Source organism: Bacillus sp. TH13 (assembly GCF_016651175.1).
Classification (GTDB): domain Bacteria; phylum Bacillota; class Bacilli; order Bacillales; family Bacillaceae_G; genus Bacillus_A; species Bacillus_A thuringiensis_S.
Window position 1 is genome coordinate 92,383 of record NZ_JAEKEJ010000001.1, and the last position, 13,648, is coordinate 106,030.

The following is a 13,648-nucleotide window of genomic DNA, read 5'->3' on the forward strand; positions in this document are numbered from 1 at the left end:
TAATTACATAATTGTTTTGTAATAATTCGATATTTATATAAGGGGGCGTTACGGATGGATCTTACGTTTAAAGTTGAGGAAACATGTTTTAATTACCGCGTTGGAGCAATTTGTAAACATGATAATAAAATACTCATTCTGCAAGGTGACGGTGAAGATTTTTGGTATGTACCCGGCGGTAGAGTAAAAATGCTAGAGAATAGTGAAGATGCATTAAAACGAGAGCTTGCGGAAGAGATAGGTGTTCCTATTAAAAGGAAAAGGTTAATATGGTCAGTAGAAAATTTCTTTACACTTTCTGAGCGAAAGTTTCATGAAATTAGTTTTTATTATGAAGTAGAGCTACATGAGTTACCTGCGAGTGGAGCGGATCAATATATTTTGGAAGAAGAGGGTAGAACGTATTTGTTTAGATGGGTGCCAGTAGAAGAACTGCATACATATAACTTACAGCCTGCATTTATAAAAGAGAAAGTAAAGGATGTATCAGTTCACACAGAACATATCGTATTACAAAAGTAAATGTATTCGGAGGGGAAAATGGTGAAGGGAACTAAAAAAGAGGTACATATAAATGACAAAGTAATTTATTACACACATATCGAAAAAGGTGCTAGTACCGTTTGCTTTATGTTTTCAGGTTCAGGATACAATTATGATAAGCCGTTATTTTATTACGCAACGATGTTAATGCTTGAACATAAAATAGATGTTGTACATATTCATTATTCTTATGATGGACAATTAATGAATAAACCAATGGAAGAAGTAACGAAAGTAATGATGGATGATATTAATCCTGTAATAAATGAAGTATTAAAAGATGAGCAATACAACGAGACTATGTTTTTAGGGAAGTCACTCGGAACAATTCCGATTACAAATGATTTAATGAAGAGAGAAGAATTCGCGCAGTCAAAAATGATACTACTTACACCTTTACTGACGTTTGATACAATTTTTGATTCTATCTTACATAGTCGACACGAAGGGTTTTTAGTTATTGGGGATAAAGATCACCAATACAATGCAGATCAAATTGATCAGTTATATAAAACGAATTTACAGATTGAAGTTGTCAAAAATGCAAATCATTCTGTAAATGTTGGGGGATATGAAACGGAAAATTCAATTGAGGCTATAGCGAAAATAATAGGAAAACTTAAAGAAGTTGTTAGGACAAACTAACCTATTAATACATGCAAAAGAGGTGCGAATTGCACCTCTTTTACTTTAATAAGCCTTCAAAACATGAAGTAAATAATCCTTACGATTCAGCGGATTATAATCAACACGTTTTCGAGTAGGGAAGGGAGCCATAAGCTTTGTGAAACCAGCTGGCTTCGTTGTAAATATGCCTTCTCCTTCTGTAAATGAATGAAGCATGCGTTTAAAATTCTCTGTTTTCGCAACAGGTAATGATCCTGTTAATTGGTAAGAATTATTATATAATATAGGCTCTGCAAAAGTTGCTGGAACGGCAGCTAGCTTATACATTGCGGTACTAATTGCCTGCTCCGGTACAGTTAATTCAAACTCATTTACTGGCTCATATACATATGTTTCAGCTTGCTTTAAAGCATCCATTAATACGATCGGTGTCAAATTTCTAAAGTCACTCGCTGTTGTAATAGGACTAGCATAACCAGTATGTGTTAACGTGACGATAATATCTGTAACTTCCCATCCATATAAACCTTGTTTTAACGTTTGAAATACAGTATCCTCAATCGCTTTATGGAATGCTAAAGGTAGTGAGCCGAGCTCAACACCTAATTTATATGTTATGCCGCAATTAAGTTCACCACGTTCAACTTTGAATCCGACTGTTGCGTAAAATGGATTCTCTTTTTCACCCATTACTTCAACAGAATTGCCTACGCCAATTGGTTTCTCGATACATACAACTCGCGTATTTGAAAAAGTAACTTGCAAATTATATTTCTCATAAAGTGTTGTTTCAATTACTTCTTTTTGTACCTCACCGAAAAGGCGAATGTATAGTTCATTATGAACATCATCTTTCCACACTTTAATAAATGGATCTTCTTCACATAGTTCCATAAGTGCAGCGTATAGATCATGAATTCGTTCTTTTGGTAATGCTTCAATAGCAGCTTCCATTTGTGGTTCGGCAAAGTGAATATCTTTTATATAATCCGTATGTTCACCAATAATATCACCAATTTTAATATCATTCAGTCCCCACACTTTACAAAATTCACCGCTAGGAACGGTAGTAGTTTGAATGGAATCTCCATTATGAAATAGGCACATTTTTTTTATCTTTTCTTTATGGGATAGAGACTTACTGCGCTGTATATTAACATATTTTCTAACGTGTAAGTTACTTGAAAAAACTCTTACATAAGCAACCTTTTCTCCAGAAGGTTCACGTTCAATTTTAAAAACAACACCGGATAGTAGTTCCTCTTGTGCCGATGTATGAGCTGGCATTAGGGCCGGAAGTTTTTCAAGTATTTCAGTTACTCCTATACCTGTCATTGCTGAACCGAAAAAGATTGGATACACATTTGCTTGCTGTATGTGCTGTTCTAGTTTTTCTCTTAATAGTGCGTCCGGTATTATTTCGTTATTTACATATGATTCAAGTAATGATTCATTAAATGGTGCTAACAGTTCCATACAATCGTCATATGATTTGTATTCAATGATCCGGGCTGCTTTCGTTCCTTCGTTTAGAACAGAATAGAAGGGGAATGCTTCATTTGAAAGAACCTCTTTTATTTGTTTCATAACTTTTTCACTGTTTGCTCCACTACGATCAATTTTATTAACGAATAAAATTGTCGGTATGTTTAGTTTCTGTAATGTTCGCATTAAAATTTTTGTTTGTGCTTGCACACCTTCAACGGCAGAGATAACTAAAATCGCACCGTCTAGAACGCGGAATGATCGCTCCACTTCAGCGATAAAATCAGCGTGTCCAGGTGTATCAATGACATTTACTTTTACATCATCAATGAAGAAAGAAACGACAGATGCTTTAATCGTAATTCCGCGTTGTCTTTCTAATTCCATTGAGTCAGTTTGTGTATTACCACTATCAACTCGGCCAATTTCTTTAATCACATTCGTTTCATAAAGAATACGCTCAGTCAAACTCGTCTTGCCAGCGTCTACGTGCGCAACAATCCCTATATTTATTGTTGTCATATATCAATATCCTCATTTCATTTTCCATTTTCATTTCCTCATTTCTATTTGTGTATTGCCGCATTATCAATCACTCTCCAGTTCTTTAAATTAGTATTATTATAGTGCAATTAACATTATTTGTAACGCTACAAAGCGCCTTAATTTGGAAAAAATAAAATAAAAACAAAATGCTTGCATTCTAAATCGATATATATTATATTAATTGACATATCAACTATTGATACATCAAATGTTTTTATTTTGATTGTAAAGGAGGATTAATTTGACAAGTTCATGCTCAAAAGAAGCGATTATTTTATATAAATTACACTTTCTAAATAAAGAAGTAAGTTCGAAATTTGAAGGGTGTACGGGTATGAGCCAGTCTCGATTAGAGCTTATACTTCAGTTATATGAAGTAGGTGAAATTAGTCAAAAAGCACTTCAACAAGAAGTGAATATTGATAATGCTGCGATAACAAGGCATTTAAAGCAGCTTGAGGCCAATGAAATGATTGTAAGACGTAAAAATCCAGATGATAACAGAATTACGTTAGTTTCTCTTACTGAAGAGGGACGAAATAAAATTCAAGCATTTCAAGAGGAAAAAGAACGTTTTGCAGCATCTGCATTTAAAGGATTAAGTGAGGAAGAACGCGATAATCTTTTAAATATGTTAAATCACATTCAAGAAAATATAAAAGAATTATAAAAAAGGGAGAATACAACTATGACTAACTCAGTAAAAACAAATGATTTTAACGAAATTTTAACAGGACGTCGTTCAATTCGTAAGTACGACCCTTCAATGAAAATTAGCAAAGAAGAAATGACAGAAATTCTTACAGAAGCAACACTTGCACCATCTTCAGTAAACATGCAACCATGGAGATTCGTAGTGATTGAAAGTGACGAAGCGAAAGCAACACTTGCGCCACTTGCGAAATTCAATCAATCTCAAGTAGAAACATCTTCAGCAATGATCGCTTTATTTGGTGACTTAAACAACTTTGATAACGCAGAAGAAATTTATGGTACAGCAGTAGAGCGCGGTTTAATGCCAGCAGAAGTAAAAGAAGATCAAATGAAAAAACTTTCAGCTTACTTCTCTATGGTTACACCAGAAGTAATGAAAGATACAGTATTAATTGACGGTGGTCTTGTAGCGATGCAATTTATGCTAGCAGCTCGTGCGCACGGTTATGACACTTGTCCAATTGGTGGATTTGAAAAAGACCAAATCGCAGAAGCATTTGGACTAGATAAAGAACGCTACGTACCAGTAATGCTAATTTCAATCGGGAAAGCTGCTGACAGTGGTTACCAATCAGTACGTCTTCCAATTGAAAAAGTTGCAGAGTGGAAGTAGTTTGAAAAAATTAGTGAAAAATGAGAGGGGAAGCACCATGATTATTATTCACGCAATATTTCAAGTAGACCCAGCAAAACAACAATCATTTTTAGAAGAAATTCAGCCACTCATTCATGGTTCAAGAGAAGAAAGTGGAAATGTATCTTATGACTTATATAAAGATACAGAAAAAGAAAGTGTTTATACGATGGTAGAAGTATGGAAAGATGAAGCAGCAGTTGCGAGCCATAATACGAGTGAACACTTCACATCTTTCGTTAGTAAAGCAGCACAATTTTTAACTGCTCCGCTTAATATAAAAGCTTATAATGGAGAATTAGTAAAATAATAAGGTAGAAAAAGATGACTTTAGCATATGGCTGAAGTCATCTTTTTTGTATAAGTAGAATCCATTTTGGACTCAGTTATGTTGATAGATAAGCGTTGCTCGCATCCTCAGTAACAGTGCTGAATTGTATGTTAAATTCGAATATTCGGTTTATTGGGATATTTTTCCGTGGTATAATTTTCTTGTAAATAAAAGGTAGAGGGGAGTAAGTAATGGGAGAATTTCAAAGTAATTTGCATACGGCAACGCAACTTGCAACGAAAATGAGAAATGCTTCAGATAGGATGCAAAGTGCTACTAGTCGCTCTATAAATAAGGCAACGCGTACGACACTATCTGTGAACTTCAAAGCACAAGAAGCAAATCAACAAAATTTACAGATCACGAAACAATTTTGTACTGCTTTTCAACAAACAATTGATAATATCCATTCCGTAGCAAATGAATTTGAGAAAATGGATACAGGACTTCAAAAGACTTTTTAATAATGTAACAACCTACGTAAAGGGGGAAAAGTAGGGAGAAAAGATGAGTCAAGGAATTGAAACGAGAATCAATCAATGTAATCAAAAATTACGAATTATATTTGAAGAACAAAATGAAAACCGAATCGCGCTGCAAAATCAAGAACGAGCTGAGGCTAGTTTTCATGAATGGAAAAATAGAAATAATCGTTTATTTAACCGAATACTAGAAACTTGGTATGGTGACAAAGAAGTGTTACACCTTTTTACGAATATGCGGCAAGAGATCGGGCAGTACGAAAGAAAACTTACATTCGAATTAGAAAACGAAAAAGAGACGTTGCTTAAAGAAAAACGGCATCTCAGCGAGAAAGAAAACGACCTTTCCTATGAACAGCAGCAACTACAAGGGGAGGCCAATACATGAGTTTAAACATGTATTTGGGAGAAGTACAAAATCAAACTCAAAGTATGAACGCTATATGTAATGCTACGATTCAAAGTATGGAACAAGCCATTCAATCTATTGATGCCTTTGCGGTAGATACAGTATTACAAGGACAAACATATAGTAGTGCAAAAGCCTACCTTGTCCAAACATTTCGGCCATTAGCGCAAGGAATCATATGCTTATGTGAAGAATTAATTCGCCAAAACGAAGCATTTCCAAGCGAGTTCCAAGCGAAAGTTGCTTCGACAGATGTGATTGAACAAGAAATAAGAGAACAAATAAGGGGAATTAATCAATCGATTACAAGTATAGAAGCAATAGAAATACTTACACCAATGCCCGGAGTAAGTGCGATTGTAACGGTATTAGGTGCAATGAGAAAAAAACTGGAAGAAAAACTAGAGCATTTATATGAATTCAATCATTCATCCAGCAACAACTACAGCACCGCTCTCCAATTAGCCGCTAGCATCACAGCCGGACTCGCTGAAGTGCAAAGCGGGAAAGGATTTAGTCCTGTGAGTGGGACGTTTAGTACACAAGGATTGAATATGGATTGGGTGAGTTCGATTCAGGGGATTATAGAAGAAACAGCTCGAAAAAACGATCAGTCAATTAAAGATATAGAAACAAATAACATAATTGAGGAGAAATCTCCGGTTAGAAATGCTTGGGACGATGCGGCAGACGGTATAGTTAGCACGTTTGAAACAGCGAAAAAGATGTGGGAAGCTATTCAAAGAGGATCGGGGAAAGCTGTTGGTGATGAAATCGAGTCCGCAATAGCTTTAAGTAATATGGACATAGGAACTTTTATTAATGTAGCCTATGCACTTTTCCATTTGGATGAAACTGCAAAAAATATGTGGCATGCATTTTCAAATAAAATAAAACGAGATATGATAGAGGGAGATGCAGAGAGTCGTACAGAATTGACTACCTATGGATTAACACAAATAGCTACCACAATATTAGGCGATAAGGCACTAAATAAAGTAGGCCATATCGCAAAAGGAGCAAAAGTATCAAGTGGAGTAAGTACATTTGTTAATGCAGTAAAACTAGCAAAAGAATTGAAGCCTACGCTTGAAATGTTACAATCATTTAAGAGAGAGGCTTCCTATGCACTCTCTAGTGTTGGTGGAACTATCGTAACCAAAATACCTCAAGGCGAATTGATAGAAGCTTATTATAAGTTTGCGAAGTCTAAAGATGGTGGTAAGGGTACGGGTGAAACACTATCTAAACAGAAATCAATACCCGACTTTGTGAAAAAGCAATGGGAAGCAGGGAATAGATTTAATAAGGAAAATCGTCCTCGATATCCTTATAATGAAGTAGAGTTAGAGGCAAAGGAAATCAATGGGAAGAAATATGTTGTGGATTCTTATATTCCGGGTGAAGAAATTGTCTCGAGGAAATTTACCCAATTGGCTGAAGTAAAAGAAAAGACGGCATTAAGTTATTTAAGTGAGTTTACTAAAAAGTATTCTTCCGGTTCAGAAATTTCTTCAGGTAAATTTAATCCTAATGCTTTAAAAGGTGGTCGACTAGATGGAGAGTTAATTTTGGAAATCCCTGTACAAACAAAGCCAGTTCCACAAAAAATTATTGAAGAGGCGAATGAGAAAGGGATTATTATTCGTGATATTAATGGGAAGGTGTATAATTAATGGAAATTTATTATTGTGATAAGTGGTCTAATATAAAAAAGAAGCCTTGGAATATTATTGATGAGAATGCAGCCAAGACACTTCATGAAAATCGTCATTCTTATACTGCTGTTCTTAGTGATGGAGAGCAGCCAAAGTATTTAGTAAATGTCACTGAGAAATGGGTATCGGTAAGTTTTTTGAATGATTTTCTTCGTAAATATTTACACTACGATTTTATTGTTAAAGAAGATAATAGACTATTCCTAAGGACAATAATGTATTGGGAATATGACGGGGATACACAGTTGAAAAGTATGATTTTGGGGTATCAAGAAAATGGTCATATTGCTATGGAGCAAAAAGATTCTAAAACTGGAGAAGTAGAAGAGCGAGAGACAAAAGATGATGTATCTAGAAATTGGGATACATTCCCTGAGTTTGGCCAATACTTATATTTGTGCAAAGAAGAGAGGTAATTCTTTTGAATATAAGAACAATAACTAGGCGAGATAGCTATTAGTGGGCTAAGAATATAAATAAATGGAATAAACATGAAACTAATGAATTCGTAAGTTTTAAAGATATTGTAAAGTTAATTGAAAATTCCCCGAAATAATCCTACTTAATAAACAGATGAACTTAAAGCACTTGTCGCCTATGGGAAACAAGTGCTTTTTATTTTAAGATTACGAGGTACGGGTAATGGCTTACCCTTACCTTCTTATGAGAAAAGAAGTCCATACCTATAGGGATTTACAGAGAAGTACATGGATTTCCAGTTAAAGTACAGTCAGGTGCTCAAGAGAAGCATATTCCTGATACACCGAACTATAAACAAGAATTAGCAAATGGAAAAAATAAGAGCATTTTCTATGGTGATAATAAAATAGCGCAAGAATTGCTTGATAAGTTTGCCGGAAAAGGAACCACTGTTACCAAAAATAAAGAAAGAGTGGACTTTGGTAAACCAATAGGTAAATACTATGACACTGTGACCGGACAATATATAGAGACTAATAGAGGAATGATACATTATGGAAAAGATGGTGCCCATATAGTACCAGCAAAACCATCAGAATAAAATTAAGAAAGAGGATGTCTATGGAAGCAGATTCTTTATTTAAAACATTAACAGAGCATGAAGGTGTAGAAATCATATTAGAGTGGAACAGTGGGTTGAGAATTATAGGCAAAACAGACACATTTTATGAGACAGACAATGGATTAGATGATGATGACCCCGCATACGCAGAATATTATGCAACAGCATTTCAAGTAAATCATATTTTATCTCAACCTTCTACTAACGAAGGTATTGTATATAATTGGTTGATACAAGAAAAAAGTTCATTGGTTGAAATTTCTCTCTATGATGATCCGCCAAGTGCAGTGTTTTTAACTGACGGAAAAAGAGTATGGGAAAGTGGAATATGTAAATAATAGGTGGTATATAAACTGAGACCTTGATTGGCATATATGCTTTTCAAGGTTTTTCTATGTTTTTAACACCTGTAAAGGGTGTTCATCAGTGGCACGAAATTGGTTGCAAGAATAAGAGGCAGATGAGAGTATGAGTGTACTTAGGATATCTAATAGAAATCAATGTCGATTCTTTAAAGAAACAATGAGACGAACTCAAGAGATTATAGAAGTACAAGCTGGCAAACCAAGATGAAACAATTTACTTTGCAAGAACAACAATTGAACTTACAAGAGCAGGAAGACAATATTGCTGCAGCTAGAGAGGTTGGGATAGAAGTTCAAGCAACTATTAGAAACTATAATGATCCACTTCCAGCAAATCTGATTGATAGATTTACAACTAAAAAGGGAGTACCTAAAACTTGGGGGGAAGCTCTAGACTTAAGAATTCTAAAGCAAAAGACTAGTTTTAGAAATAATAATCCAATGGGTTCATTTGAGTTAGAAAAAATGAAATAGAAAGAAGTGCTATAGCTATGGAAAAGTATTACGTTGATAAAGATATATATGTATATCCTGAATCTTACCAAAAAATCGTGGAATTGAATTTAGTTGATTTTGATGTATGGTATTTAATTGAATCTGAACAGGCTACTAGAAGGTATCATGATTTAAAGGAAAGATATCCAAAAAGAGATTTAATTCCTTTTGCTAGAAGAGATGACAACGATGATATTGCGTGTTTTGAAATTGGCAAAGGAAGTAAAGTTCAACTTATTCATGATTTTGCTTCTGAAGGTTTTGAACAAAGAAAAGAGTTTGATGATTTTTGGGAGTGGGTCGAAGTTGCTATGAAAGAAATGATTGATTACAATCGGAGTGAAGAAATTGAATAAACAAAAATTCTATACAAATTTAAGTAAAGAAGTATCTTATGCTTTACGTCATGCTCCGTGGGAATACGAATTGGAGTTAGATGAGAATGGCTGGGTGTCTGTTGAGCAACTTTTACACGCACTTCATCAATCCATTGAATGGAGCGATGTAAAGATAGAAGATTTAAAAATAATGATTGAGAAATCGGAGAAAAAAAGGCATGAGCTAAAAGAAAATAAAATTCATGCGTTGTATGGACATTCTATTCCCATGAAAATAGTAAAGGAAGAAGGCGTTCCACCTAAATTTCTTTATCATGGTACATCTCCTCGCTTTTTAAATTCTATTGAATTAAATGGGCTATCACCTATGTCTAGACAATATGTCCATCTTTCTGAAGATATTGTAACTGCTGAATTAGTGGGGAAAAGAAAAGATAAGCATCCTATTATTTTAGAAGTTAATACTGAAAAAGCTAGAGAAGAAGGCGTTAAATTTTATTTAGGAAATGAAAAAGTTTGGTTAGCAGATGAGATTCCTAGTGAGTTTATCGTAATTAATAAGAATTAATTGAATCTATTCTACTAGATTATGACGGCAGGAAAAATTTTTTCTTTAGGATATATATTTGAATGAACCATGTTATCTGTCTCAAAATAAACAAATAAATGGCGAGTTACTTATGGAAAATAATCAACAAGAGAGACTTCACATTTGAGGTCTCTTTTGTTGATTTAAATTGAAAATTATTATTTAAGCGAATTCTTTTTTGTACCTCGTATTTCACATACACATAGGCTTTATTTGCTGCTACATAGTATGTTTTTTAACGTTAAGAAACATTAGAAAAAGCAGGACAATATTATTAAATAGCCGGGTCTTTTGTAGAAATGTTTGAAGCTATTTCGCTCATAGGCGGATCTAATTTCTTAACTATCGTGGCAGAAGTAGGAACTGGTGGATTGGCATCACCAATTGTTATTCCATTAGATATAGCAGCAACAGCTACTGGGGCAAGTCTTTTTGTACATGGTGGATTTGTTTGGAATAAATCGATTCAAAATACTAAGGATACTATTCAAAAAATCCAGTCTTCTGGTGGAGGTGCGGCTAACGGTAAACATAGCAGTAACAAAAACACAACTGTAGATAATTTTGATGCAAAAACAGCTACAAATAAGCAAAAAGGTAATTATGGTGAAATAAAATCTAGTGACAATTTATTGAATAATCAAAGTTTAAAAGAAGCTGGATTTGATTTGAAACCAGTCGGCAAAAGTACACCATCAGGCATAAATGATAAAATAGTAAAAGGAATTGATGGATTATACGAAAATACAAATCAAAATTCAAATATTAAATATGTTATTGATGAAGCTAAGTTTGGTAGTTCACAATTGGGGAAAACTAAAGATGGACCACAAATGTCAGATGGTTGGTTGAATGGTTCTGAAACTGGAAAAAGTAGAATATTGAAAGCTGTTGAAGGAGATGAAGTATTAGCAGAACAGATTACGAGAGCTTTGCAAAAAGGTAAAGTTGAAAGAGTATTATCAAAAGTCGATAGTAGTGGAAAGGTTAAAACATTTAAGATAGATGCAAAGGGTAACATCGTTGGAGAATGGCCATAATTTAGAAACTAGGAGGAATTAAATAGAATGAGAGATCAATTATGTATAGAAGAAAAATGTAAAAGAGGAATAGAATATCATAAAGAGTTTATTAAAGAAAATAGAGAGGAGATTAGAAATTTAGAAGAAGATGAAAAAAATGGTATTCAAAGATATCCTAATGACAATAAAAGTATTATATTAGAAAATTATTTATCGAATTTTATACATGAGATGAACGACATTAGGGCAATGTATTCTTTAGGAGAAGACATTAGTAAAATGGAAGTATATTTTTATAATGCGATAGATGATTTAGAGCATACAGAGACTAGCAAAGTTGGTTATATATATATGCTTTGGATAATTTCCTTAGGAATATTATTAGAAACGGATAAAAAGAATTTAGAAAGATTAAAAAAGATAGTTGATAAAAAAATATGAACGACGCAGTAATCGATTTCCTCTTATGCGCTAGTGATATCGGATACACAAACATGACGAACAGATATTATAAAGAAAATCCATATGCAAAAACGAGAGAAATTATAGAACTTGCACAAATAGATAAAAAAGAAGCATCTAAAAGATTACAAACGTATATGGAGAAAGAATGGTTTAAAGGTCATTATGATTATGAGTGGAAAAATGCGCATAAAGAACCTGGATATGTAGGATATTGGAGCTTTGAAACGGCAGCGCTTGCGAAAATTTTGGAACTTGATGATATAAGTTTAAAAGATAATAATCATTATCCATATGATTTGGTGCATTATAAGAATACAATGAAATTTAAGCATATAAATCTAAGTGAATATCATTTTGAGGATGAGACAGAAGAAAATGAGAAAATAGTAGAAGGAATTGAAAATAATCCTGCATTGGAAAATATTATTCCTCCAAAATGGCATTCGTTGGTCAATGAATTAATACATGATTATAAGAATATGGATGATAGTAGTTTTTATGAAAAATACAAAAAAACGATAGGAATAGGTCAAGTGTGGCTCTTACCACAAGAGTATGAAGAAGAAAATGAGCAAAAAAATCTATTAGGAAGTTTAATCGTGTTTGCCTTGACGGTAAGAGATTATATTTTACAATTGGACTATAAAGAGGATTTAGAGGACTACATCGATAATCTTAAAAATTTCTGGAATGGATCAGAAACAAAGTTAGTTCAATTTATGTTAGAGAATGATCAAAATTATTATGCATGGGTACCAAAAGAAGCAACCATCCCAAATATGTATGAAGTGAAGATAGAGAGTGTCGATGTAGAGGAAGTTTTATAACGAACAAATTGCAATGGGTGTCATCATATGTAATGTTAGATTACATTTTACTAGTTAATTGAAAACAATGCAGGCGTTGGAGAAAAAAGGGTGTATAGTTACTAAAAAGTAGAGGGAAAGAAGGCTGTTGAATTGAGATTGGCAGATTTTATTAAATTAGATAAAAATGAAGTAAATCACTTTGATTTTAAAAATATTTCACCATCATTTGAAGTGCAAAAAGAATTACATCCCGTAAAAAAATTATTTTGTACAAAAAAGATTATCAAGAAAGAATTTTAAACATTGTAAAAGAAAAATTTGACTGTGATAGATGTGATCTGGTTTTAGAGATATATTCTAAAATATACGAAAATAAAAACTTGAACAATTTAGATTTAGATACTATGAATTCTTTTATCAAACGTACCGGCTTTTATTGCTATCAAGTGATAAGTCATTTTGGGAAAATGATTTTAATGCATTCTGTAATAATCGTGGTGTGAAGCCTAAAGCAATTAAATATAATGCCTTAAAGCTGTTAAGGTATGAATGGTTATTGTCTGAAAAAGTGTTTAACCATTATGAAAATATCAATAATCATCCCGATGTTATGCGTTTTGCTACAGTGACACATACAATAGGAAATATGACATTATTGCCTAAAGGATTTAACGTTGGGCGTGCTATTGCAACTAGAGATTATTGGGATTTAACATTAATGTCACTACAAAGTTTTTTAGGCCGTTCTTTCGATACTTTCGTAACAGATTATTATATGCAAGACTTTATTGATGATAAATTAGAGTTATGGGAGGGGCATTGTTTTGAATACCCATTGCCAAATTCGTTTAATAAAGAGGAGGCTCACAAACTATCGGAAATTGAAAAAAATCAAATTGTTCAAAGCCGAATTTTTGAATTTATGGGAAATGCCAATGATAAGATCGAGAAACGTTCTGAACGATTATATAAAGCGTTACTAGTTAAATGGAAGGAGAATATAAATAGAGGGACAATTAATAAAATTTAACGAT

17 protein-coding genes and 2 pseudogenes are annotated in these 13,648 nt (G+C 33.5%); 18 read left to right on the forward strand and 1 reads right to left on the reverse strand.

What is annotated here, in order from left to right; all coding sequences use genetic code 11:
* The first annotated feature begins 54 nt into the window (after positions 1-54).
* Positions 55-522, forward strand: coding sequence for an NUDIX hydrolase (locus JFU02_RS00500; RefSeq protein ID WP_000366230.1), 468 nt, complete (start codon positions 55-57; stop codon positions 520-522).
* Entirely contained in the window at positions 523-1,188 is a 666-nt protein-coding gene (locus JFU02_RS00505) for a hypothetical protein (RefSeq protein WP_003307308.1), read from the forward strand.
* A gap of 45 nt (positions 1,189-1,233) precedes the next feature.
* Here JFU02_RS00505 and JFU02_RS00510 read toward each other — a convergent pair whose 3' ends face one another.
* Positions 1,234-3,177, reverse strand: coding sequence for an elongation factor G (locus JFU02_RS00510; protein WP_061666951.1), 1,944 nt, complete (start codon positions 3,175-3,177; stop codon positions 1,234-1,236).
* 265 nt (positions 3,178-3,442) lie between these two features.
* Between JFU02_RS00510 and JFU02_RS00515 the strand changes: the two genes are divergently transcribed.
* The 16 genes and pseudogenes from JFU02_RS00515 to JFU02_RS00585 all read left to right on the forward strand — a co-directional run bounded on the left by JFU02_RS00515 (position 3,443) and on the right by JFU02_RS00585 (position 13,644).
* Positions 3,443-3,871: a MarR family winged helix-turn-helix transcriptional regulator gene (locus tag JFU02_RS00515; protein WP_000204172.1), complete on the forward strand. Its 429-nt coding sequence runs from the start codon at positions 3,443-3,445 to the stop codon at positions 3,869-3,871.
* Positions 3,872-3,889: 18 nt separating this feature from the next.
* Entirely contained in the window at positions 3,890-4,528 is a 639-nt protein-coding gene (locus JFU02_RS00520; RefSeq protein ID WP_061666952.1) for a nitroreductase family protein, read from the forward strand.
* Between the two features lie 37 nt (positions 4,529-4,565).
* Positions 4,566-4,859, forward strand: coding sequence for a putative quinol monooxygenase (locus tag JFU02_RS00525; RefSeq protein ID WP_000583816.1), 294 nt, complete (start codon positions 4,566-4,568; stop codon positions 4,857-4,859).
* A gap of 212 nt (positions 4,860-5,071) precedes the next feature.
* Positions 5,072-5,344 (forward strand): TIGR04197 family type VII secretion effector, encoded by a 273-nt coding sequence (locus tag JFU02_RS00530; RefSeq protein WP_061666953.1) that lies wholly within the window; start codon positions 5,072-5,074, stop codon positions 5,342-5,344.
* 43 nt (positions 5,345-5,387) lie between these two features.
* Positions 5,388-5,750 carry a DUF3958 family protein gene (locus JFU02_RS00535; RefSeq protein WP_098285837.1) on the forward strand — a complete coding sequence of 121 codons (363 nt, stop codon included), beginning with the start codon at positions 5,388-5,390 and terminating at the stop codon, positions 5,748-5,750.
* Positions 5,747-7,447: a T7SS effector LXG polymorphic toxin gene (locus tag JFU02_RS00540; protein WP_201069423.1), complete on the forward strand. Its 1,701-nt coding sequence runs from the start codon at positions 5,747-5,749 to the stop codon at positions 7,445-7,447. The genes JFU02_RS00535 and JFU02_RS00540 overlap by 4 nt, the downstream gene beginning before the upstream one ends.
* Positions 7,447-7,905 carry a hypothetical protein gene (locus tag JFU02_RS00545; RefSeq protein ID WP_061666955.1) on the forward strand — a complete coding sequence of 153 codons (459 nt, stop codon included), beginning with the start codon at positions 7,447-7,449 and terminating at the stop codon, positions 7,903-7,905. Before JFU02_RS00540 ends, JFU02_RS00545 begins: the two co-directional genes overlap by 1 nt.
* A gap of 335 nt (positions 7,906-8,240) precedes the next feature.
* Complete coding sequence (locus JFU02_RS00550; protein WP_276565418.1) at positions 8,241-8,510, forward strand: polymorphic toxin type 50 domain-containing protein; 270 nt, start codon at positions 8,241-8,243, stop codon at positions 8,508-8,510.
* Positions 8,511-8,530: 20 nt separating this feature from the next.
* Positions 8,531-8,869, forward strand: a complete 339-nt coding sequence (locus JFU02_RS00555; RefSeq protein ID WP_000387012.1) for a hypothetical protein — start codon at positions 8,531-8,533, stop codon at positions 8,867-8,869.
* Positions 8,870-9,100: 231 nt separating this feature from the next.
* The gene (locus tag JFU02_RS00560) at positions 9,101-9,370 is read left to right on the forward strand and encodes a hypothetical protein (RefSeq protein WP_046959811.1); all 270 of its coding nucleotides are present in this window, start codon (positions 9,101-9,103) and stop codon (positions 9,368-9,370) included.
* Between the two features lie 17 nt (positions 9,371-9,387).
* Positions 9,388-9,747: a hypothetical protein gene (locus tag JFU02_RS00565; protein ID WP_061666958.1), complete on the forward strand. Its 360-nt coding sequence runs from the start codon at positions 9,388-9,390 to the stop codon at positions 9,745-9,747.
* On the forward strand, positions 9,740-10,297 hold the full coding sequence (locus tag JFU02_RS00570) for an RNA 2'-phosphotransferase (protein WP_061666959.1): 558 nt from the start codon (positions 9,740-9,742) through the stop codon (positions 10,295-10,297). The genes JFU02_RS00565 and JFU02_RS00570 overlap by 8 nt, the downstream gene beginning before the upstream one ends.
* Positions 10,298-10,596: 299 nt before the next feature.
* Positions 10,597-11,358 (forward strand): annotated as a pseudogene (locus JFU02_RS00575) (hypothetical protein); the annotation flags it as partial.
* 27 nt (positions 11,359-11,385) lie between these two features.
* Positions 11,386-12,632: pseudogene (locus JFU02_RS00580) on the forward strand (PoNi-like cognate immunity protein).
* Between the two features lie 132 nt (positions 12,633-12,764).
* Positions 12,765-12,914, forward strand: a complete 150-nt coding sequence (locus JFU02_RS31865) for a hypothetical protein (RefSeq protein WP_223285840.1) — start codon at positions 12,765-12,767, stop codon at positions 12,912-12,914.
* Positions 12,915-13,050: 136 nt separating this feature from the next.
* Positions 13,051-13,644, forward strand: coding sequence for a hypothetical protein (locus JFU02_RS00585; protein WP_242488007.1), 594 nt, complete (start codon positions 13,051-13,053; stop codon positions 13,642-13,644).
* Positions 13,645-13,648 lie beyond the last annotated feature (4 nt).

What these genes read in the sequence shown, in the direction of transcription:
- JFU02_RS00500 (WP_000366230.1), top strand. Translation starts at nt 55, where the DNA reads ATGGATCTTACGTTTAAAGTTGAGGAAACATGTTTTAATTACCGCGTT.
- JFU02_RS00505 (WP_003307308.1), top strand. Translation starts at nt 523, where the DNA reads ATGTATTCGGAGGGGAAAATGGTGAAGGGAACTAAAAAAGAGGTACAT.
- JFU02_RS00510 (WP_061666951.1), bottom strand. Translation starts at nt 3,177, where the DNA reads ATGACAACAATAAATATAGGGATTGTTGCGCACGTAGACGCTGGCAAG.
- JFU02_RS00520 (WP_061666952.1), top strand. Translation starts at nt 3,890, where the DNA reads ATGACTAACTCAGTAAAAACAAATGATTTTAACGAAATTTTAACAGGA.
- JFU02_RS00525 (WP_000583816.1), top strand. Translation starts at nt 4,566, where the DNA reads ATGATTATTATTCACGCAATATTTCAAGTAGACCCAGCAAAACAACAA.
- JFU02_RS00530 (WP_061666953.1), top strand. Translation starts at nt 5,072, where the DNA reads ATGGGAGAATTTCAAAGTAATTTGCATACGGCAACGCAACTTGCAACG.
- JFU02_RS00535 (WP_098285837.1), top strand. Translation starts at nt 5,388, where the DNA reads ATGAGTCAAGGAATTGAAACGAGAATCAATCAATGTAATCAAAAATTA.
- JFU02_RS00540 (WP_201069423.1), top strand. Translation starts at nt 5,747, where the DNA reads ATGAGTTTAAACATGTATTTGGGAGAAGTACAAAATCAAACTCAAAGT.
- JFU02_RS00545 (WP_061666955.1), top strand. Translation starts at nt 7,447, where the DNA reads ATGGAAATTTATTATTGTGATAAGTGGTCTAATATAAAAAAGAAGCCT.
- JFU02_RS00555 (WP_000387012.1), top strand. Translation starts at nt 8,531, where the DNA reads ATGGAAGCAGATTCTTTATTTAAAACATTAACAGAGCATGAAGGTGTA.
- JFU02_RS00560 (WP_046959811.1), top strand. Translation starts at nt 9,101, where the DNA reads ATGAAACAATTTACTTTGCAAGAACAACAATTGAACTTACAAGAGCAG.
- JFU02_RS00565 (WP_061666958.1), top strand. Translation starts at nt 9,388, where the DNA reads ATGGAAAAGTATTACGTTGATAAAGATATATATGTATATCCTGAATCT.